Annotated in this window: 15 protein-coding genes; 7 read left to right on the forward strand and 8 right to left on the reverse strand. The window is 67.0% G+C overall.

All coding sequences use genetic code 11. The annotated features are described in order from the left end of the window. The first annotated feature begins 169 nt into the window (after window positions 1-169). Both hpt and AC6A67_RS05950 read left to right on the forward strand, forming a co-directional pair. Window positions 170-709 (forward strand): hypoxanthine phosphoribosyltransferase, encoded by a 540-nt coding sequence (hpt, locus tag AC6A67_RS05945; RefSeq protein ID WP_498035630.1) that lies wholly within the window; start codon window positions 170-172, stop codon window positions 707-709. 165 nt (window positions 710-874) lie between these two features. Then, complete coding sequence (locus tag AC6A67_RS05950) at window positions 875-1,264, forward strand: hypothetical protein (RefSeq protein WP_498035631.1); 390 nt, start codon at window positions 875-877, stop codon at window positions 1,262-1,264. A 201-nt stretch (window positions 1,265-1,465) separates the two neighbouring features. On the opposite strand, the gene AC6A67_RS05955 is transcribed toward AC6A67_RS05950, so the two are convergent. From AC6A67_RS05955 to AC6A67_RS05970, 4 genes are all read right to left on the reverse strand, one after another. Next, window positions 1,466-2,002: a TspO/MBR family protein gene (locus tag AC6A67_RS05955; RefSeq protein ID WP_498035632.1), complete on the reverse strand. Its 537-nt coding sequence runs from the start codon at window positions 2,000-2,002 to the stop codon at window positions 1,466-1,468. 193 nt (window positions 2,003-2,195) lie between these two features. After that, a complete protein-coding gene (locus AC6A67_RS05960; protein ID WP_498035633.1) occupies window positions 2,196-3,362 on the reverse strand; it encodes an acetyl-CoA acetyltransferase in 1,167 nt (388 codons plus the stop codon). Window positions 3,363-3,674: 312 nt separating this feature from the next. Continuing rightward, window positions 3,675-5,018 carry an OmpP1/FadL family transporter gene (locus tag AC6A67_RS05965; RefSeq protein WP_498035634.1) on the reverse strand — a complete coding sequence of 448 codons (1,344 nt, stop codon included), beginning with the start codon at window positions 5,016-5,018 and terminating at the stop codon, window positions 3,675-3,677. A 241-nt stretch (window positions 5,019-5,259) separates the two neighbouring features. Continuing rightward, window positions 5,260-6,186 (reverse strand): DMT family transporter, encoded by a 927-nt coding sequence (locus tag AC6A67_RS05970; RefSeq protein WP_498035635.1) that lies wholly within the window; start codon window positions 6,184-6,186, stop codon window positions 5,260-5,262. A 436-nt stretch (window positions 6,187-6,622) separates the two neighbouring features. Here AC6A67_RS05970 and AC6A67_RS05975 point away from each other — a divergent pair, with 436 nt between their 5' ends. After that, window positions 6,623-8,152, forward strand: a complete 1,530-nt coding sequence (locus AC6A67_RS05975) for a D-alanyl-D-alanine carboxypeptidase family protein (protein WP_498035636.1) — start codon at window positions 6,623-6,625, stop codon at window positions 8,150-8,152. Between the two features lie 242 nt (window positions 8,153-8,394). Beyond that, on the forward strand, window positions 8,395-9,699 hold the full coding sequence (locus AC6A67_RS05980) for a CobW family GTP-binding protein (RefSeq protein WP_498035733.1): 1,305 nt from the start codon (window positions 8,395-8,397) through the stop codon (window positions 9,697-9,699). Between the two features lie 13 nt (window positions 9,700-9,712). Here the strand turns inward: AC6A67_RS05980 and AC6A67_RS05985 are convergent, their stop codons facing one another. After that, the gene (locus AC6A67_RS05985; RefSeq protein WP_498035637.1) at window positions 9,713-10,933 is read right to left on the reverse strand and encodes an MFS transporter; all 1,221 of its coding nucleotides are present in this window, start codon (window positions 10,931-10,933) and stop codon (window positions 9,713-9,715) included. 639 nt (window positions 10,934-11,572) lie between these two features. On the opposite strand from AC6A67_RS05985, the gene AC6A67_RS05990 reads away from it, so the two are divergent. Both AC6A67_RS05990 and AC6A67_RS05995 read left to right on the forward strand, forming a co-directional pair. Beyond that, on the forward strand, window positions 11,573-12,469 hold the full coding sequence (locus tag AC6A67_RS05990) for a DUF3108 domain-containing protein (protein WP_498035638.1): 897 nt from the start codon (window positions 11,573-11,575) through the stop codon (window positions 12,467-12,469). Between the two features lie 953 nt (window positions 12,470-13,422). Then, window positions 13,423-14,430 (forward strand): hypothetical protein, encoded by a 1,008-nt coding sequence (locus AC6A67_RS05995; RefSeq protein WP_498035639.1) that lies wholly within the window; start codon window positions 13,423-13,425, stop codon window positions 14,428-14,430. A gap of 283 nt (window positions 14,431-14,713) precedes the next feature. On the opposite strand, the gene AC6A67_RS06000 is transcribed toward AC6A67_RS05995, so the two are convergent. Beyond that, window positions 14,714-15,757: an MBL fold metallo-hydrolase gene (locus AC6A67_RS06000; protein ID WP_498035640.1), complete on the reverse strand. Its 1,044-nt coding sequence runs from the start codon at window positions 15,755-15,757 to the stop codon at window positions 14,714-14,716. A gap of 387 nt (window positions 15,758-16,144) precedes the next feature. Continuing rightward, window positions 16,145-16,570, reverse strand: a complete 426-nt coding sequence (arfB, locus tag AC6A67_RS06005) for an alternative ribosome rescue aminoacyl-tRNA hydrolase ArfB (RefSeq protein WP_498035641.1) — start codon at window positions 16,568-16,570, stop codon at window positions 16,145-16,147. 704 nt (window positions 16,571-17,274) lie between these two features. Here arfB and AC6A67_RS06010 point away from each other — a divergent pair. Then, window positions 17,275-19,266, forward strand: a complete 1,992-nt coding sequence (locus AC6A67_RS06010) for a transglycosylase domain-containing protein (RefSeq protein ID WP_498035642.1) — start codon at window positions 17,275-17,277, stop codon at window positions 19,264-19,266. Window positions 19,267-19,557: 291 nt separating this feature from the next. On the opposite strand, the gene AC6A67_RS06015 is transcribed toward AC6A67_RS06010, so the two are convergent. Continuing rightward, a complete protein-coding gene (locus AC6A67_RS06015; protein ID WP_498035643.1) occupies window positions 19,558-20,364 on the reverse strand; it encodes a M48 family metallopeptidase in 807 nt (268 codons plus the stop codon). Window positions 20,365-20,552: the final 188 nt, after the last annotated feature.

A 20,552-nucleotide genomic window follows, 5' to 3' on the forward strand; every position in this document is an offset into this window, starting at 1 on the left:
CCGATGCGCGCCGGCGCCGATTTGCCCCCCTGGCGCGTGAGCTGTAGCGTTTGTCCCAGGCGCCTCGCCACGGCGATGGCGTCAGGCCGGGGCATTTGACGCCTCAAGCATTTCGCCTTTCGCCTTTTCAACCTGGCGCAGCTTGCGACGGCAGATGGAGACACAATGCATGGTTATTTCGGCGGAGAAGCAGATCCGGGTTCTTTTCAGCGCAGAGGATATCGCCGCGCGCAACCGCGAGATCGCCGCCGCCATAGCTTGGAGCAAACCTGTCGATCTGCTGGTGGTGCCGGTGCTGAAGGGCTCCTTCATGTTCGCCGCCGATCTTTTGCGTGAGATGCACGCCGCCGGTCTGGCGCCGCAGGTCGAATTCCTGCAACTGGCCAGCTATGGCGCGGGCACAAGCTCCTCTGGCCAGGTGACCATGCTGCGCGATCTGGACAGCAGCGTCGCCGATCGCGACGTGCTGCTGGTCGACGACATCCTCGAATCCGGCCGGACGCTGGCTTACGCCAAGGATCTGCTGGTGGCGCGCGGCGCCCGCAGCGTGCGCTGCTGCGTGCTGCTGGAGAAGCCCGGCAAGCGCGCCGTCAGCATCACGCCCGATATTGTCGGCTTCCAGTGCCCCGACGTGTTCGTCGTCGGCTATGGCATGGACGTGGCCCATTCCTGCCGCGAGCTGCCGTTTGTCGGCGTGATCGACGCCTAGCGCTGCAGCGGCCGGCGCGTCTGGTTGGGCCAGGGCGGGGAGAACATGGGAGCATGCAAGCCAGCAAACCGGGCCGCGCCTTCCCAAACGGCGATGCCGCTGGCGGGCGAGCCTGGCTAAAGCGGAGGCCGCATTGTCCCTGCAATCCCCTCACCGACGAGCATCATGCACAAACTGTTCCTGGTCGCGGCCGCCACAGCCGCCATTGGCGGCTGCGCCTCCCGCGCTGACAATATCGAGGCGGCCTATGTGTCGCCGCTCAGTTATCGCGCCCTGTCCTGCGCCGACATCAGCGCCGAGGCGCGCCGCGTCTCAGCCCGCGCCGGCGAGATGTTCCGCAAGCAGAACCACAAGGCCGCCATCGACGCCGCCCTGGCTGGCGGGGCGGCGCTGATCTTCTGGCCAGCGGCGTTCTTCATCAAGGGCGAAGGCGCCTCCGCCGCCAATGTGGCGCAGATCAAGGGCCAGATGCGGGCGCTTGAGCAGGCCTCGGCCGCCCAGGGCTGCGGCCTGCGCTTCGACCAGCGCAATCCGCAGCGGATCATCCGGAAATGACCTGACACAAACGCCCGCCGGGGTGATCCGGCGGGCGTCCTGCGCCTGTGACAGGCGACATTTTGCAGGCGTGCGAGAATGCTGACGTGTCAGCGGCTCATACCAGCATGCGAAGATGCTGACGCATCCGCATCCTGAAATGCTCAGGCGCCGCACGGGCTTGACCAGAACCCGATGAGTCATACTCACCGGGTTCTGGCATCAGCCGTTCAGCTTCCAGATCGAGAAGGTCAGCATGGTGGCGAAGGCGACCCAGCCGAGCAGCGGCACGAGGCACCAGGCGGCCACCTTGTCGAGGCGACGAAACACCGACAGCGTCAGCACGATGAAGAACAGCTGGATGACGATATTGATGACGCCAGCCAATGGGCTTTGCATGCCGAAGAACATCCACGACCAGGCGGCGTTGAGCGCCAGCTGGATGTAGAACAGCGTCACGCCGATGCTTTTGCCGACCGTGTCCGACGGCAGCCGCAGCACCCGCCAGATGGCGAAGGCCATCAGGGCGTAGAGCAGCGTCCACACCGGACCGAACACCGCATTCGGCGGGTTGAAGTGCGGCTTGCGCAATTCGGCGTACCAGGGCTCCAGATTGGGGAAGGTGGCGATCTGGCCGAGCACCAGGGTCAACAGCACTGGTGCGATGGCAATCACATAGAGCTTCCACGGCGCCATGGGCGCGCGGGTCGCTGGCGCCCCCGCCGGGGTTGGCGTTGCGTTATCCGCGCTGTCGTTCATCACTTGGCCTTTCTGTCTCTGGCGCCGCAGGCTCGCCTGCCGCCACGCCCGCCGTCACGCGCCCCGACGGGTCCGCGTGCATTGGCTGCGGCGGTTCCGCGTCCCGCCCGCATATGTCCGGCGGCGTCACATCCGCCTCATAAAAAACGCCCCGGGCTCCCCCGGGGCGTTCACATGCGCCGTCAGCGACGTGTCAGCGCAGGCGCTCGAGCACGCTCACATAATTGGCGACAGCCGCGCCGCCCATGTTGAAGATGCCAGCCGTGGTCGCGCCAGGGATCTGGATACCGCCGGCTTCGCCGGTCAACTGCATGGCGCACAGCGCATGCATCGACACGCCGGTGGCGCCGACCGGGTGACCCTTGGCCTTGAGGCCGCCCGAGGGGTTCACCGGCAGCTTGCCGTCCTTGTAGACCCAGCCCTCGTCAAGCGCGCGCTTGCCCTGGCCTTCCGGCGTCAGGCCCATCGCTTCATATTCGATCAGCTCGGCGATGGTGAAGCAGTCATGGGTCTCGACCAGCGACAGCTCGTCGATCTTCATGTTGGCCTGGGCCAGCGCCCGGCTCCACGCCTCGGTGCAACCCTCGAACTTCAGGATGTCGCGCTTCGACATGGGCAGGAAGTCCTGCACATGGGCCATGCCACGGAAGCCGATGGCGCGCTTCATGCCCTTGGCGGTCTCGCCGTCGGCGATGATCACGGCGGCGGCGCCGTCAGACACCAGCGAGCAGTCAGTGCGCTTCAGGGGACCGGCGACGAAGGGGTTCTTCTCGCTCTCATTGCGGCAGAAGTCGAAGCCGAAGTCCTTGCGCATCTGCGCGTAAGGATTGTCGACGCCGTTCTTGTGGTTCTTGGCGGCGATCATCGCCAGCGCGTCATACTGCTCGCCGTGACGCTCGAAATAGGCCTGGGCGATCTTGCCGAACACGCCGGCGAAACCAGCCTGGGTCTCGCCATCTTCCTTGAGATAGGAGGCGCGCAGCAGGTTCTTGCCGACCTGCGGGCCAGGGGTGGTGGTCATCTGCTCGACGCCGACCACCAGCACCACCTTGCCAGCCTTGGCGTTGATGGCTTTCACCGCCTGATGCACGGCGGCCGAGCCGGTGCCGCAGGCGTTCTCGACGCGCACGGTCGGCTTGAAGCGCAGGCCGTCGTCAGCCTGAAGCACCAGAGCGGCGGTGAAATCCTGCTCGGAGAAGCCGGCGTTGAAGTGGCCGAGATAAATCTCGTCAATGTCCTTCGGGCCGACGCCAGCATGCTCCATGGCTTCGCGCGCCACGCGCACCACCAGGCTCTCTACGGTCTCGGTATCGAATTTGCCGAACGGCGTGTGCGCCCAGCCCACGATTGCAGCGGTCATCGTCAGTCCCTCGTCAGTTCACGCTGGCCCACCAGGACCTGCGCGCGCCCGGAAGCCCGGGTAATCCCGGCCGGGTGCTGGCCGGCAAACCGGCCAGGCGCCATGGGGCCGCCCCTCGCGCAAACGCGGCGGCCCGGTCACGGCATGTCCGGCGCTGTACTCGATGTGTATCTGCACATCGTCACATTCAATCGCACCATAGTGGTTTCTGTCGTCAATGAAAACGCCCCGCCGCCGCAACAGCATGGCGATGGCGGCGCGAAGCCCGACGCTGCGCCGGGGCGGCGCCGCCCCAGCGCCGCTGACGCCGGTTCAGAACGGGCAATCCGGCGCGTCAAACCGGTAGTTCAGGCCGAGCGAGATAATATTGGCGCTGGCTCTCGCGCCGCCGCTCCACGGCAGGCCGGCGTATTGTGGATGGCCCTTGATGATATGGATTGGCGCGTTGCGCTCCAGCAGATGGGCATAGGCGAGGTCCAGGCTGAGCGCCGGATTGATCCGCCAGCCGAGACCGAGCGACAGCCAGACCCGGTTGACGTCAGGCAGACGCACGTCGCGCGCCCGCTGGCCCACCGGCGACCATTCATAGCCGAGGCCGCCGCGCAGCTGCAGCGCTTGCGAGAATGCGTATTCCACACCAAGCGCAACCATGTAGCCGTCGCGCCATGCGAAGGCCAGATCATGCGCCACCGCGCCCCTGACCCGCACCGGGATGTGACCAAGCCGGCTCCAGTTGCTCCATTCGAAACCGCCTGACAGGGTCCATTGCGGGTTGAGCCGCTGGCGCACGCCGACGCTGAGCACTTCGGGCGTGTTGAGCGGGGCCGTCGCCGGCAGCGTCGCCATGACCCCCGCGACCGGCGACGGCGCCGACATCTCGCCGGACAGGGCGTGGCGGATGCTGGAGCGGAAGCCGACGCCAATGACGGCGCCAGGCCGCAGCGTGATGGTCGCGCCCAGCATATAGCCAAGACCCCAGCTCTCCGCCGCGAGAGCGCCCGAAGCCGCGCCGGGCATGACCGATGTGGCCTGGGTCAGGCGGACGTCGATGAACTGCCCGGTCACGCCTGCGCCTATGGCGAGCCAGTCATTGATGCGCACGCCGAGCATGGGGGAAGCGGCGACGCCCATGACCCGCGAGCTGCGGCCATAGACCTGGCCCGACCAGTTGAAGGGCGATTTGGTGGCGAGACCATATGGCGCGCCCGTCGACAGGCCGAGCCACAGCCGATCGCTGAGCTGCCAGGCCACGACGCCCGCAGCCAAAAGGCCGTTGAGGCCGATATCCCTGCCAGGCCCCAGCCGCCATGTCGGCGTCGTCGCATCGGCGGTGATCCTGCCGCGCGGCAGCACGCCGGTCATGGCGCCGCTCATGGTGAACCCGGAAAAATCCGTGATGATCGCCGGGTTCCAATAGGCCGACGTCAGGCCGCTGCTCCCCGCCGCCACGCCAGCGAAGGAGAGCCCGAGGCCGCTGGCGCTCTGCTCGCGCAGGCCAAAGCCCCCGGCCAACGCCGCCTCGCCCTCAACCAGCGCGCCGCCGGTCAGCGCGCCGCAGGTCAGCGCCGCCGCCACCACCATGGCGCGGGCCACGCGCCACGCCCTGCGCCGCGACGTTCCGCCCGCCGCGCTCCCCGCTCTGTCCGCCTTGTTCATCACCGCGCCTCCGATCCCCCGCCCACGCGGAAGGTGCGTCGCGGCGGCGCCGGGCGCCAATTCGCAAGTGGTGACGCGTTTTGGCGTTTTTGCGCAGCCAAACCCGGCGCTGGACAGCACAAACGCAAGCAATTCGCGGCAGATCGCGCAGTTTGACCCTGATGCGAACATGCTGACGCATCCGCATCCTGACAGGCTCAGGCGCCCGTACGCCTGTCCTGGCGCACCAGTTAAGAGGCCGTCAGCGCCAGGTCATCAGCAGCACGGCGACGCCGAGGACGATCAGCGCTGAACCCAGGTACTCGCGCAGGCTGAGGCTCTCGCGGAACACCCGCCGCGACACAACTTGCGCGAACACCACCTCCAGCAGCGCCAGCGTCCGCACATTGGCGGCGCTGGTCAGCGAAAAGCCGATGAACCAGAATTGCGAGGCCAGCGCCCCCATCAGGCCGGCCGTCAGCGAGGCGCGCCAGACCCGCACACTGCCAAAAAACGCCGGACGGTCGAACAGCCCAAGCCACAGGCCGAGGATCAGACATTGCATGCCGAGGCTGGTGACCAGCGCCGTCGAGGCGCGGATGACAAAGCTCCCGTCCTCCAGCGACAGGATGGCGCCGCGAAACCACACCGACGACAGAGCAAACAGCGCCGCTGAGCCGACGCCCGCCGCTGGCGCCGACCAGTCGCCGCGCTCGCCAGCCATCAATTGCGCCGCCTTGCCCTTTTGCGGGTTCAGCGACATCAGCACGACGCCGGCGCTGGCCGCCAGCACCCCCGCCCACGAGGTGAAGCCAAGGTGATCGCCGAGCACCAGGACGCTGAACAGCGCCACCAGCACTGGCTCGGTCTTGGTGTAAGCGATGCCGGTCGCGAAGCTGCGCTGACTGATGGCCCACAGCATCAGCGCCGTGCCGAAGATCTGCGCCACCGCGCCGCCGAAGGCGAACAGCAGAAAAGCGCCGTTAGGAGCGGCGGGCGGCGCGCCGCTGGCGAGGCAGACCAGCAGAAGGAACAGGCAGGCGAAGGGGAAGCCATAAATAAAGCGCACCTGGGTGGCGCCCGCCGCGCCAATGGCCCCGACCAGCGCGCCCTGCATGGCGTTCCGCGCCGTCTGGGCGGCGGTGGCGGCCAGGGTCGCGGCGATCCAGATCGTTGCCCCGCCCAGCATCACGGCGCCCTCCCCTCGCCGCATTCAATAGCTACGGCCATGCTGTATGATCCTGATTTCGGGACGGCGCGCCGGTTGCGCCCTCGCCTGATAAAGCATGATGCGTGCGCGTGCACGTGCGGCGCGCGCACTGTCGCCTCATGAGGCGTCCACGCGCCTCGCGCGCTCCGGGTTGGCGGCATCGAAACGCAACCGATGGCGTTTTGGGCGCAGCCTGATCTGCCGCCTGGGTTCCCGCCGGGCTGCGGGCGGCTGGACGGGCGGCGCATCAGCGGGCGTCGATCTGGCGCGGCCGGCAAAAAAGCGTTCGCCTGCCATGGGGCCACGGCGTTAACGTCGTATTCTGCAATCCTCGCCACCATGGCGAGCAACCGCAGGTCGCCTTGGCGTTGCTGCGCCGCGCTGCAAGGGCCTGACCACGATGAATGTGCCACGGATGATGCAACAGCAGCTGAAGCTCCCACTCACGCGCAAGGCCAGACCAGCCGGGCTCACGGCGCGCGCCATGGGCTGGCGTCAGGCAGCCCGTCGCCGCCTTGGCGCGGCGCTGGCGATGCTGGCGACGCTGGTGAGCCTCGCGGGCCTCGCCATCGCCGGCGCCGGAGCCGCCGCGGCCAATCCCATCGTCGTGGTGGATATCGACAGCGGCCGGGTGCTCTACGCGAAACAGGCCACCGACGCCTGGTATCCTGCCTCGGTCACCAAGGTGATGACCGCTTATCTCACCCTGCACGCCCTGCGCAGCGGCAGGCTGAAGCTGGATACGCCGCTGAAGGTTAGCGCCCGGGCCGCATCGGTGCCGCCCTCGAAAATGGGCTTCAAGCCTGGCGTTGAGGTGACGGTCGACAATGCGCTGAAGATGATGATGGTCAAATCGGCCAATGACATGGCGATGGTGCTGGCCGAGGGCGTTGGCGGCTCGATCGAGAACTTCGCCGGCATGATGAATGAGGCGGCCCAGGAACTGGGCATGTACCAGACGCATTTCGTCAATCCGCACGGGCTGCCGGACCCTGGCAACCGCTCCAGCGCCCGCGACCTTGCGGTGCTGGGCCGCACGGCGCTGCGCCAGTTCCCCGAATACGCGCATTATTTCAATATCGAAGCGGTGCAGCTGGGCCGCCGGGTGTTCAAGAACACCAATGGCCTGGTGGGGCGTTACCCGGACATCACCGGCATGAAGACCGGCTTCATCTGTTCGTCCGGTTTCAATGTGATGGCCACGGCGACGCGCGGTAATCGCCGTCTGTTGGTGGTGGTGCTGGGCGCATCCTCGGGGGTGGCGCGCACGCTAATGGCGGCGGCGCTGTTTGACCGGGGCTTCGCCGATAGCGGCTGGGGCGGACCAGGCACGCTGGACACGCTGCCGCTGCCGGTCAGCGCCCAGCCGCCAGATTTGCGCGACCAGATTTGCGGCGCTGGCCGCGGCGCCCGTGGCGAGGAAGAAGCCGAGACCGGCTCGGCCAACCCGACCCCGTTCCTTGCGCTATTTGGCGGCGGTTCGAGCAGCTGGGAGGTTCCGGTCGCCGGGCGCACCCTGCCGCCGCGTGGGCAGTTGCAGACGATCCCGGTGTTCGTCGGTCGTGAGCCGGGGGCTGAACCCGCCGCCGCCGCCGCTGTCGCTGCGGCCCGTCGTGGCCGCCCGCGCGCTGGCGAAACCGCCAGCGCCTATGTCGCCGAGGAGGCGCGGCCCGACGCCGCCAAGGCGCTCGACAAGGTGCGTCGCCCGACAAAACGCCAGCGCCAGCAGGCGGTGATCGACACCGCCGATGACAAGCCAGCGGCCAAAAAGACAGCGAGCCAGACGTCTGCTGGCAAAAAAGCCACTGACAAAAAAGAGGCGGCCAAAAAGACCAGCGGCCAACAGAAGAATGCAAAACCCGCAGGCCGGGACAAGAGCAAGGACAAGGGCGCAGCCAAGCCTGCGACTGAATCGGCGCGCAAGACCACCAGCAGCGGCGGCTGAGCCGCACGCCGGCCGCGTAGCGTCAGCCAGACGTAGATCGCGCCTGACGCAGGGTCATGAGGCGGCGGGCCAGCGTCGCCGCACAGGCAAGGCCTTGGCTGCCTCACCCGGGGCGCCGCTACCGGCCATACACACCCGCTTGCCGCCCTTGCGCGCCACATCCGCTTGCCTTCCGGCGATGAAAGCGCATGCTGCCGCCGCTGGCGCAGCCCCTCGTCAGCTCTGATGATACGGTGACGATGATGGCTGATGACAATTCTGGCGCTCCTACTCAGGCGTCGACCGCTGGCGGCGGCGCGCAACGCCCGACCCCCTTGCCTCTCATTGTCCTCACCGGCTTTCTCGGCGCCGGCAAGACCACGCTGCTCAACCGTTTGCTGCACGATGCGGCGCTGGCCGACACGGTGGCGATCATCAATGAATTCGGCGATGTCGGTCTCGACCATCTGTTCGTCGAAGCGGCGGATGAGGGGCTGGTGACGCTGTCCGCTGGCTGCCTGTGCTGCACGGTGCGCGGCGATCTGGTGGCGACGCTGGAGGATCTGCTGCGCAAGCGCGACAATGGCCGCATCGCGCCCTTCCGCCGCGTGGTGATCGAGACCACGGGCCTTGCCGATCCTGCCCCCGTGCTGCAGGCGGTGCTACGCCATCCCTATCTACAGATGCGCTATGCGCTGGCCGGGGTGGTGACGCTGGTCGACGCGGTCAATGGCGAGGCGACGCTCAAGGCCCATGCTGAGGCGGTGAAGCAGGCGGCGGTGGCCGACCGGCTGGTGCTGACCAAGACTGACATCGCCACGCCCGAAGCGGTGACAGGCCTGCGCCAGGCGCTGCGTCGGCTCAATCCCACCGCGCGCTTCATCGATGCAAGGGCTGATGGCGTCGATGGCCAGCTGATCGCGGGTCTCGGTCCATTTGGCGTCGACGGCAAGATCGCTGACGTCCGCGCCTGGCTCGACGCCAGCGACGCGGACGCTGGTCACAGGCGCCATGACCATGCGCATGATCATGATCATGACGGCCCCTGCCATGCCGGTTGCGGACATGCGCACGATCAGGCGCATGGGCATGGGCATGAGCATGCGCACCACCATCATCATGGCGAAGGTCATGACGGGCATCACCACCATGACGTCAGCCGTCACGGCGCCGACATCCGCACGGTGTCGCTGGTCGATGAGCGGCCGGTGAGCCTCGCCGTGTTCGAGATGTTCGTGGATCTGTTGCGCTCAGCCCATGGCCCGGATCTGCTGCGGGTCAAGGGCCTCGTCAACATCGCAGAGCATCCGCAACGGCCGGTGGTGATCCATGGCGTGCAACATGTGTTCCACCCGCCGGTGACCTTCGACGCCTGGCCCGACGCCGATCATCGCACGCGCATCGTCTTCATCGTGCGCGGCATGCCGGAGGATTTCCTGCAGCGCATGTGGGGGGCGTTCACCGGCAAGCCCGCCATCGACGCCCCGGACCTGGCGGCGCTCATGGACAATCCGCTGGCGCCAGGAGGCTTCAGCTTCACGCCGTCCGCCGCGCCGAAGCGCGGCTGACGCGCCGGTCGCGTCAGCCGGCCTTCGCGGGCCGGCTACGCTTCCCCAAAGGCAGGAACCACACCAGCAGGCCTGCCAGCGGCAGGAAGGCGCAGATGCGGTAGACGGTGGCGATGCTGGTCATGTCGGCCACATGGCCGAGCAGCGCCGCGCCAAGGCCGCCCATGCCGAAGGCAAAGCCAAAGAACATGCCGGAGATCATGCCGACGCGCCCTGGCATCAGCTCCTGGGCGTAGACGACGATGGCCGGGAAGGCCGAGGCCATGATGAAGCCGATAATCATGGTCAGCGCCGGGGTCCAGGCGAGGCTCGCCCATGGCAGCGCCAAAGTGAACGGCGCTGCGCCGAGGATGGAGAACCAGATCACAGGCTTGCGGCCGAAATGGTCGCCCAGCGGCCCGCCGGCGATGGTGCCGGCGGCGACGGCGGCCAGATACAGGAACAGATAGAACTGCGCCTGCTGCACGCCGAGATGGAAGCGGTCGATCAGGAAGAAGGTGTAATAGGTGCTGATCGACGCCGTGTAGAAGAATTTCGAGAAGATCAGCACGCCAAGGATCACCAGCGCCAGGGTGAGCTGGCGCTGGCTGAGCGGGCCGACGCGCGACGGCGTGACGCCGCTGGCCCGGGCGATGGCCACCTGGTCGCTGTACCAGCGGCCGACCAGCGCCAGCACGATGATCGCCAGCAACGCCACCAGCGAGAACCAGGCCACGCTGCCCTGGCCATAGGGCACCACGATAATCGCCGCCAGCAGCGGACCGATGGCGGTGCCGGCGTTGCCGCCGACCTGGAACAGCGACTGGGCGAGGCCGTGACGACCGCCAGACGCCATGCGCGCCACGCGCGAGGCTTCCGGATGGAACACCGCCGAGCCCAGCCCAACGAGGATCGCCGCCACAAGGATGATGGCGTAGCTCCAGGCCACGGCGAGCAACAGCAGGCCAAGCAGGCTCGCCCCCATGCCGATGGCGAGGGAGAACGGCAGCGGCTTGCGATCGGTATAGATGCCCACCACCGGCTGGATCAGCGACGACACCGCGTAAAAGCAGAAGGTGATCAGGCCGATCTGGCCAAAATCCAGCTGAAAATCGCGCTTCAGCACCGGATAAATCGCCGGCACCACCGACTGGATCAGATCATTGAGCAGATGCGACAGGCTGATGGCGCCCAGCACGTGGAAGGCGGCGCCATTGGTCGTGGCCGGGGCGGGCTTGTCAGTGACGGCGCTCATCGAGGGCTCCTGAACCTGAGCTGACTTTCTGTGAGCGCATGATCCGGCCATCGCGACGTGGATGATGTCTCAAGTTGATTGGTCCTGATGAACCGGTTTGCTCCGACATGGCGAACTGGTGAAAACAGCCCGGTGTGCGAGGCATATCATGGGCAAGAATGCGGAATGGCTCGGTGAAGGCGACACGGCGCGCCAACTTCCACGGAATTTTCTGCAGGACAACGCGCCGGGCCGGCAGGATTGATCAAGCGCAAGGCAAATTCAACGGCCTGCACTGCATGCAGGCCAGATGCATGACAGCCCTGCATACCATGCATTCATCGCAAGGCAGCGCTCTTGTGGCCGTAGCATTGGTCCCGGGTCCTGTCGCCGCAACCGCTGAAGGGCCGGCGGCGAACCGGGCGTAAGGTCCAGTGGGTTTGGCGGCGCCTGCCATCGCCATAAAAAGAAACGGTTTGTTCACCATAAGCAGATCATCCTGCACGGTATTGGGCGACGATTTGCACCCCGCAGTCATTCCGCCGCCCAAAGCCCTGCAGCCATGTGATGTGCGGCGCGCCCGGCCTGCGTCGTCGCAGACTGCATCCGGACATGCCTCGCCAGGTCGCGCCAGGCGCCGTCCCAACCGGTTGAGTTTCCATGAGCGACGCCCGTTTTGCATCCCGACGCCCTCTGCTGGTGCTGACAGCGGCCTGCGCTGCGCTCGTCGCGCCTATGCTGACGACCGCCCAACCTGGCCAGGCCCAGCCTGCAGCGTCGCAGCGCGCCGGCGCCTTCAAGGCGACCTATGGCCTGTCGCTGGCCGGTGTGAGCATCGGCGCCGCCAGCCTCGTCACGCGGGTTAACGCCAGCGGCGCCTATGAGCTCGATCTGCACGCCAAGCTGACCGGGCTCGCCGGCGTGCTGGTCAGCGGCAAGGGCGGCGCCCGCTCCACTGGCCGGGTGAGCGGCGAGCGCGTTCTGCCGGAGACGCTGGCGGTGGTCGCCTCCACCGCCAATGACAAGCGCTCCTTACGCATGGCCTTCTCCGGATCCAGCGTCAGCGCCATCGAGATCAACCCGCCGCTGGAGGACTGGGAGCGCCCGGACCGTATCGCGGTGACCGCCGCGCACCGCCAGGCGGTGATCGATCCGCTGAGCGCGCTGCTGATGCCGGCGCCGGGGCGCAACCTTGCCGAGGCGTGCAACCGCACCATTCCGGTGTTCGACGGCGCCACCCGCTTTGATGTCGCGCTTCGCTACAAATCCACCGTAACCATCAACCAGGCCGGCTACAGCGGCCCGGGAATCGTCTGTACAGCGCGCTACCACCCGATTTCAGGCCACAGGCCGCTGCGCTCCATGACCAAATTCATGCAGGACAACACCGACATGGGGGTGACGCTGATCCCTGTCGGTGACACGGGGCTCTACGCCCCCTACCGCATCCACATCCGCACCACGCTCGGCCTGTCGGTGATGCAAGCGACGCGCATTCACATGGATGGCCTGCAATCGGCCGCTGCTGACAGGCGCGGCGCGGAGGGCCGTCGATAGGCCGCGCCACGCTGAGGCCTGCCAGGCTTCATGGCCGCGCCCAGTCCGCCTCCGCACAGGCGCGGCGCGGGTCAGGCCGCGCGTCGTCCCAATGGGGCGCCGCGACCATATGTCGACAGCCATGCCCCGCGCGGCGTCTCGCAACAGGAGTGAAGGCCAGCAGGGCGGCAAGCGTGGGCGCCTGACCGGAGACGCCGGCGGGCGCTTCCGAGCGCTTTCAGATCAGACACCACCAATCGGGCGATCAAAGTTCGCGCACTGCATGGGGATGGCGGTCATGCGCCGATCCTGACAGAGCGGAACATACTCTGGCGCCAGCGCTCACGACCAGTCTGGCGCGCATTACGGCAGGCAATCGCGCCTTTTCCGATGGGCGACGGCGCGACGTTCTGGGCGCAGCCAAGCGCCTCCTCGCCGTTTCTGCTGTCCGGGCGCGGGCCGGACATTTATCAACTACTTGTCAGAAACCTGGCCCATCCCGTCCGTGTGCTCGTCGCGACGGCCAACAGTCATCCGCCGCGCGTCGCCATCTTGACCTAGCGGCAAACAGCTCTGAAGCGCTTGCCCAATTCCGCTGCATCAGTTAGCTGCCGTCACCTCCTGGCTGCTTTCGGCGCCGCTTCGGCCGCGCCCGCCGCGGCCACGGGCGGTTACGTTGGGAGTGGCGGTGAAAAGTCAGGCGTAAACCTGATTTTTTACAGTCAAGCTGAAGATATTCACAATGAATTTACTCCTGTGGCGGACAACGTCACAGGCAGGGTCTTGCATTGACCATGATATGGCCCGCAAGCCTTAAACAGTCCCACCCGGCGCGTTTTGCGCTGCCCCGGAGCCTGCATGCGCGCAGTACCGCCGCCTGACCCCATGCGATTGCCCGCGCCATCCGGCGCGCGCCGCTGCGGTGGCGTCGCGGCGACAGCGTGCTGGCCCGCCGCGCTGCGGGACGTCGCATCATGAGCCTGGCGAGACGCACGCGGGATGCGGTGACCTCGCCCGTCGGACAGTTCATTGTCGCCGCCGTCCTCGCGGTGATCCCCACGCTGCCGCAGCTTTATCTGGCCTCGTCGCTGATCGGCGCGCCAATGATGCTGTATTTGCCGGCTATCGCGGTCGCCCGCCACCTGGCCGGCCGCTGGTCCGGCGTCTTCGTGGCCATTGTCGGCTCGCTGGTCTGCGCCTCGCTGATCTTCACGCCGCCATGGAATTTTACCCTCGGCCACACGTTCCAGGGCTATCTGCTGCTCGGGCTGTTCATTGTTGGCGCGGCGATCATCCTCATGCTGATGGAGAATGATGGCGATTACGCCGCAGCGCAGCGCGCCGATCTGGATTTCCTCGCCGCCGGCGCCGAACGCGCGCAACCCGACAGCCAGAAGCTGTCGGCGCGGTCGGTGGCGTTGCACGCGCTGAACTCGTGGATTCAGAAGAATATTTCAGTCACCGCCCGCTCGTTGCGGCTCTACCGGCGTGGCGCCGCGCCAGCCCACATCCTCGCGGCGCCCGGTATGGAGGAGCGACACCAGGCGCTGCGCAGCATCCATGCGATCATCGGCCGCCTGCCATTTGACGAGGAGCGGGCGCCGGATCTGCTGGAGCGCGTCAGCCGGCTGACGCTGGCCGACGCCGGATCGGGACGCATCCGCCTCGACATGGGAGCGCCGTGGGCCTTCCGGCCGGCGCATGAGCACCAGGTGCACGCCTTCCTGATGGTGGCGGAAATCCTGTGGGAGCTGGCCCTGTCGATCCCCGATGGCGGCAGCATCAGCCTCACCATCCAGAACCAGGGCGAGCACGCCGCAATCCACATCAGCATCAGCGAAGGCATGCTGGTGCGCGACGAACGCACCCATTATCTCAGCACCACCGCCACGACCATCGTGCACAAGCTGGCGCGCGATGTCGGCGCCCGCTACGAGCGGATCAGCGAGACCGAGCGGATGCTGATGGTGCCGCACGACTGAGGCGATCCATGCGCCGCTGCCCCCTGTTCTGGGACCGGCGCACGTCTTCTGGGACGGCGCGCGTCTGGGCGGACAAATAGCGCTGCCGAACGGCTGCGGCCCATTGCGCACAACGGGCGGCGCCCCCCAAGGGCAAGGGCAAGGGCAAGGGCGGCGGCGTTATACCAGCATCCGACGGGTATGACCCATCGGACGCTGGTCAAGCCAAGGCGACGACCGGGCCTTTCAGCTCGCGGATGCGCCAGCATCTTCGCGGCCCGGTATTAGCGCCGCGCGCCCAGGGTCAGGCGAGCGTCAGCCTGCGCGCGCCATCGGCCATGACCCAACGCAACTGCTCACGCTCCACCAGATAATTGACGTGCGCCAGCACCTCGCTGAAGGCGAAGCTCATCTGGTGCGGGTCCAGCTCCCGGTCGAACATCACTGGCACCAGTTCAGCCGCTGAATGCGGTCGCCTGGCGCAGGCGCTGAGAATGATGGCGCAACGCTGGGCATGATGAGCCTCCAGCGCCTGCAACCTCGTGTGCAGCCCACGGAACGGCAAATTGTGCCCTGGCAGCACCAGCGCGTCGGCGTCGATGGTCAGCTCCAGCTCGCGCAGCGAGCGGCGATACAGCCCGAGCGGATCCCCCTCCGGGTCCATCGCCCATACGGAAATATTGGGCGTGATCTTGGCCAGCACCTGATCGGCGCCCAGGAACAGGTTCTCGTCACGGCAATACAGCATCACCTGCTCCGCCGCGTGGCCACCGCCCGTCAGCACCTCAAAGCTGCGCTTGCCGACGCGTAGCCGTTCGCCCGCCGCCAGCCGGCGGAAGGTGTGCGGCAGCGGCGTGACCATGCGCAGATAGCCATGGCCCTGCCGCACCACCACGTCCGTCGCGTCCTCGGCGAGTCCGTGATCGAGATAGAACTGCCGGAACGGCCCCTCGCCCATCTGGTCCGGATTGAGCGCGATATAGTGGCCTTCAAGATACTCGGCCTGGCTCATCAGCAGCTTGAGGTTAAAGCTGTCGCACAGCCAGCCGGCGAGACCGATGTGATCGGGGTGGTGATGCGAGACGATCAGGCGGGTCAGCGGCTTGCCAGCCAGAGGCCCGGCCAGCAGTTCCTGCCATTGCGCCCGGGTGTCGTCATTGGCGATGCCGCAGTCGAACACCGCCCAGCCGTCGCCGTCCTCAAGGAAATAGACGTTGACGTGATTGAGGCTAAACGGCAGCGCAAAGCGCGCCCACAACAGGCCTGGCGCGATCTCAATCGCCTCGCCCCGACCCGGCGGTTGCAGGAAGGGGAAGTTGAGAAGCGGTTCGAGCTGCTGCAGGTCCATGGTCGTCCATTCTTGTAATCTTGAGGGCCCCCGTCGCATGGGGTGACCCCACGGCGCAGGCCCAGCCCTGTCGCAGTTGGCTACAGCCTGACAGGCACGCCGGGCGGCGCCACGCCGATCGTTGCGTCATGACAGTAGAAGCGTGGCGCCAGGCCAGCTAGTCCGTCAACATCATGATTAAAACCGCCGCCCCCTGTCGGGCGCATGGCACGCGGCTGGCGACAGGCTGACCGGGGATTGGACGGGCGCCCCGGATCACCGGCGCAGGAGAACTGGCAGGGCCCGGAAATGGCTGTCCCTGACCACGGGCGACAGCGGAGGCGGGGCGGGGCGACGCCTGGTTTTGCCAGCAAACCGCAGATGTCGCACCCATGCACGGAAGCTGGCTCAGTCGTCCGAACCTGGTCGGCCACGGCCGCTCTTGATGTTGCTGCGGCGGGTTTTTTCATCGAGGCGCCGCCGTTGCGATGATCGCGTTGGCCGGGTCGGGCGGCGCGGCGGCGGCGGCGGCTCGGCGGCGGCGCGGGCCATGTCGCCCAGCCTTTCGCGAGCGTCGGCGCGATTGCGCTCCTGGGTGCGGAAGCGATTGGCCTTGATAATGATCACGCCGTCGCGGCTGGCCAGATGGCTGGCGATCTGCAGCAGCCGCTCCATCACCCGTGGCGGCAAGGACGGTGAGTTGCGCGCGTCGAAGCGCAGTTCCACCGCAGTCGACACCTTGTTGACGTTCTGCCCGCCGGCGCCGCCGGCGAGAATAAAGCGCTCGGACAGCTCATCTTCCGGAATGCTGATCCTGTCCGTGACGATGATCATCGCACAACGCCTGTTGCTTGAGGTGGATCGGGGCGCGACCGCAGCGCCTGATAGCTGTCGCGAGAACGGCGCGGGCGCGCCGCAACAGCCGGACCGCTGCAACAGCGCGTGATGTTGAACGAGCTGCCCCGTGTGAGCCGGCAATGGCGAGACACATCGTCTGTTTGCCCAGCCCCGCAGCCAATACAGGCGGCCGATCAACTGCCGTTCGGCCCGGGCCCAGCCCAGCGATCGTCAGCTGCCCAGATCCAGGTAGCGCGGGCCACGTCGCTTAATACCCCCTTAAACCGCCACATTTAACATCTCAATACGATGTGGCGGATCCCGTTGCGAGGGATCGGCGCATCGGGGCGGAAAGCCTTGATGCGATGGCGAACATTGTGTCCGGGACCCAGAGTTATATGTCGCGTTCAAACGGCCCCAAAGACAGGCTGGAGCCACAGTTCGGTGGGCAGGCCGCTGGCGAGGCTCACCAGGGCAGCGTGTTCGACGGGTTGCGGGTCGAGCCAACTGACGCCCTGCGTGGCGCTGGATCCAGCCGCCGCGACGGGCCCCGCGCCGACAGGACGCACGCCGGCGGGGGCCGCAACGACAGGCTGCGACGGGAGCCAGGTTTTGACGCGTCGGCCCCTGAGCGCACAGATCAAACGCCAGTCCCGCCCGCAATAGCGCGCGAACTGGACGACCGGGGAGCGACAAAACGCGTGGCGAGCAGGCAAAAAAAACCGGCGGGCAGTCGCGGACGCGTCCGGGCGGCGGCGAAGCCGCGACGGCGGCGCTCGTTCATCGGCCATCTGTTCCGCATGGGGCTGACGCTTGGCGGCGTGGCGGCGCTCGGCGTCGTGGCCGTCATCGGCTACCACTTTTCCAAATTGCCGCCGATGGACCAGCTGACGGTGCCCAAGCGGGCGCCGAATGTGGCGATCCTCGCCGCTGACGGTTCGCTGATCGCCAACAAGGGCGACATGGGCGGGCGCGAAGTCAAGCTGTCCGAGCTGCCGCCTTATCTGCCGAAGGCCTTTGTCGCCATCGAGGACCGGCGCTTCTATGAGCATTACGGCGTCGACCCCATGGGCGTCGCCCGCGCGTTGCTGCGCAACGTTTCAGCCGGCGGCGTCGCCCAGGGCGGCTCGACCCTGACGCAGCAGCTGGCCAAGAACCTGTTTCTGACCCAGGACCGCACCTATGCGCGCAAAATCCAGGAACTGATCCTGTCGGCCTGGCTGGAGAGCAAATTCTCCAAGAACCAGATCATCGAAATGTATATGAACCGCGTCTATTTCGGCGCCGGCGCCTATGGCGTCGAGGCCGCGGCGCATCGTTATTTCGGCAAGCCGGCGAGGGAGGTCACGGTGGCCGAGGCGGCGATGCTGGCAGGCCTCGTGCAGGCGCCGGCGCGCCTCGCCCCCACCCGTAATCCGGAAGGCGCGCAGAACCGCGCCCAGCTGGTGCTGGCCGCCATGGCCAGCGAGGGCTTTATCACCGACCAGCAGGCCAAGGGGGCGATCATGACCCCGGCGACGGCGGTCAAGCCTGGCGGAACCCGTTCAGCCAATTACGCCGCCGATTACGTGATGGATGTGCTCGACGATTTCGTCGGCAGCATCGAGCAGGACGTGCAGGTGCGCACCACCATCGACATGCCGCTGCAAATGGCCGCCGAGGCGGCGCTCAATGATGAATTGAGCAAGCAGGGCGGCAAGATGAACGCCCGCCAGGGCGCGGTGGTGACGCTGGCCGAGGATGGCGCGCTGAAAGCGCTGGTCGGCGGTCGCAGCTATGCCGACAGTCAGTTCAACCGCGCCACCAATGCGCGGCGCCAGCCCGGTTCGGCCTTCAAGCCTTTCGTCTATCTCACGGCGCTCGACAAGGGCATGACGCCGCAGGCGGTGCGCGAGGATGGCCCTGTCTCAGTCGGCGGCTGGTCGCCGGCCAATTATTCGCGCCGCTACTCCGGGCCAATGACCCTGCTGACGGCGATGACCCACTCCATCAACACCATTCCGGTCAAGCTGACGCTGGAGATGGGACCCAAGGCGGTGGTGCGCACCGCCCAGCGCCTTGGCATAACGTCGCCGATGGTGGCCAACGCCTCGCTGGCCCTCGGCACGGCGGAAGTGACGCCGATTGAACTGACGGCGGCCTTCGCGCCCTTCGCCAATGGCGGCATCGGCGTGACGCCCTATGTCATTGAAAGCGTCAAGACCACCGACGGCAAGGCGATCTATACCCGCATGCCCAACAGCCTCGGCCCGGTGATCAACCCGCGCATCGAGGGCATGATCAACGCGATGCTGCGCCAGGTCATCACCTCGGGCACCGGCAGCAAGGCCAAGCTGCCTGGCTGGGACGTGGGCGGCAAGACCGGCACGTCGCAGGAGTTCCGCGACGCCTGGTTCATGGGCTTCACCAACCAGCTGGTCACCGGCGTGTGGATCGGCAATGACGACAACAGCCCGATGAAGCGCGTCACCGGCGGCTCGATCCCGCTCGACGTGTGGAACCGGGTGATGCAGGTCGCCTCGCGCAACCTCAAGCCTGGGCCGCTGCCAGGCATTCCATGGACGCCGCAGCAGGTCGCGGAGCCAGGCCTCGTCACGGCGCAGCAAGCTGGTCAGGGCGAAGCCGCGCCAGCGCGCCAGGCGCCGCCGCCACGGCGCGAGCCCAATTTCCTTGAGCGGCTGTTCGGCGGCTGAACTGCTGGCAAGGGCGGCGCCAGGATGGGCGGCGCGAGGATGGGCGCGCGAGGTTGGGCGCGCACGGACTGGCGATTGTCGTGGCGCCAGACCACGGCATGGGCGCGCCGCTGAGCCATGGGACAGCTGGGCCATGGAACAATTGGGTCAAGTTGTGACGCATCCACGCCCGGACATAAGACGCAGGGCGCACAAGTGCGCCCGATCGGCGCCTGCTGGCGCAACATCGCTTAAGGCAATGGACGTTAAGGCGATGGCGCGATGGCGCCCGCAATGGCGCCCGCAGGCGAGCTAGCGCGCCGCCTCCAGTTCGCGAGCGTCATCATTGTCGGCGGCGGGCGCCTTGTCGCGGCCGCTGGCGGCGCCGTAGCGATGCAGGCCGGCGCCATTGGCCTTCAGCCAGTGCTCGGCGGCGTCGGTGTGCGGACACAGGCCATAGACCAGCGCCCAGAACTGCTCTGAATGGTTCATTTCGCGCAGATGGCACACCTCATGCGCCGCCAGATAGTCCAGCACATAGGGCGGGGCCATGATCAGCCGCCACGAAAAATTGAGGCGGCCAGAGGCGGTGCAAGAGCCCCAGCGGGTGCGCTGGTCGCGCAGGGTGATGCTGCGGGCGCGCACGCCGAGCGCCGCCGTATAGCGGGCCACCGCCGCCTCCAGATCCGCCGCCGCAGCGCGCCTGAGCAATTCCTGCACCCGGCGCGGCACATGGCGCGGGTCGCCCCCGGCGATGATCATCATGCCGCCGTCGGGATGTGGCGCAAACTCCGGCGTGCTGCGCGCCGTTGCATCCCAGACAATCACATGCGGCGCGCCGCGCACCGGCGCCACCGCGCCGGGACGAAAGGCGATGCGTTGCGGCACGCGCTTCAGCCGGGTGGCGATCCAGTCACGATGCGCCTCGACAAAGCGCGTCGCTGAATGCACGTCCCCGCGCATCGGCATGGTCAGCGTCGCCTCGCCTGTCACCTGCGACACGCGCAGGGTGAGACGGCGCGCGTCGCGCCGCCGGCGGAGGGCGACGTGGAAGACCTCGACGCCGGACCGCACCGCAATGACGGGGTCTCCAGTGAAGCTTCGCTTGAAGAGTTGCATGGGCTTGGCGGCTACCTGAGAGGGATCACGACCAGAATGTGACCATTGGTATCACGAATATGTGATGATATCCATGTGCTTGTGGGCGGGAATTGTTACAACCGGAGCGTAACAGACGGGCGAGCGCAGGGTAATGGCGCATTCCCGGCTGATCCGCCATAGTGCGAACCGCGCGATGCGGCAATTTC

Source organism: Camelimonas sp. FR25 (assembly GCF_059740505.1).

Excerpts from the sequence above, each read along its gene's own strand:
- hpt (WP_498035630.1), top strand. The coding sequence starts at position 170 with ATGGTTATTTCGGCGGAGAAGCAGATCCGGGTTCTTTTCAGCGCAGAG.
- AC6A67_RS05950 (WP_498035631.1), top strand. The coding sequence starts at position 875 with ATGCACAAACTGTTCCTGGTCGCGGCCGCCACAGCCGCCATTGGCGGC.
- AC6A67_RS05955 (WP_498035632.1), bottom strand. The coding sequence starts at position 2,002 with ATGAACGACAGCGCGGATAACGCAACGCCAACCCCGGCGGGGGCGCCA.
- AC6A67_RS05960 (WP_498035633.1), bottom strand. The coding sequence starts at position 3,362 with ATGACCGCTGCAATCGTGGGCTGGGCGCACACGCCGTTCGGCAAATTC.
- AC6A67_RS05965 (WP_498035634.1), bottom strand. The coding sequence starts at position 5,018 with ATGAACAAGGCGGACAGAGCGGGGAGCGCGGCGGGCGGAACGTCGCGG.
- AC6A67_RS05970 (WP_498035635.1), bottom strand. The coding sequence starts at position 6,186 with ATGCTGGGCGGGGCAACGATCTGGATCGCCGCGACCCTGGCCGCCACC.
- AC6A67_RS05975 (WP_498035636.1), top strand. The coding sequence starts at position 6,623 with ATGATGCAACAGCAGCTGAAGCTCCCACTCACGCGCAAGGCCAGACCA.
- AC6A67_RS05980 (WP_498035733.1), top strand. The coding sequence starts at position 8,395 with ATGGCTGATGACAATTCTGGCGCTCCTACTCAGGCGTCGACCGCTGGC.
- AC6A67_RS05985 (WP_498035637.1), bottom strand. The coding sequence starts at position 10,933 with ATGAGCGCCGTCACTGACAAGCCCGCCCCGGCCACGACCAATGGCGCC.
- AC6A67_RS05990 (WP_498035638.1), top strand. The coding sequence starts at position 11,573 with ATGAGCGACGCCCGTTTTGCATCCCGACGCCCTCTGCTGGTGCTGACA.
- AC6A67_RS05995 (WP_498035639.1), top strand. The coding sequence starts at position 13,423 with ATGAGCCTGGCGAGACGCACGCGGGATGCGGTGACCTCGCCCGTCGGA.
- AC6A67_RS06000 (WP_498035640.1), bottom strand. The coding sequence starts at position 15,757 with ATGGACCTGCAGCAGCTCGAACCGCTTCTCAACTTCCCCTTCCTGCAA.
- arfB (WP_498035641.1), bottom strand. The coding sequence starts at position 16,570 with ATGATCATCGTCACGGACAGGATCAGCATTCCGGAAGATGAGCTGTCC.
- AC6A67_RS06015 (WP_498035643.1), bottom strand. The coding sequence starts at position 20,364 with ATGCAACTCTTCAAGCGAAGCTTCACTGGAGACCCCGTCATTGCGGTG.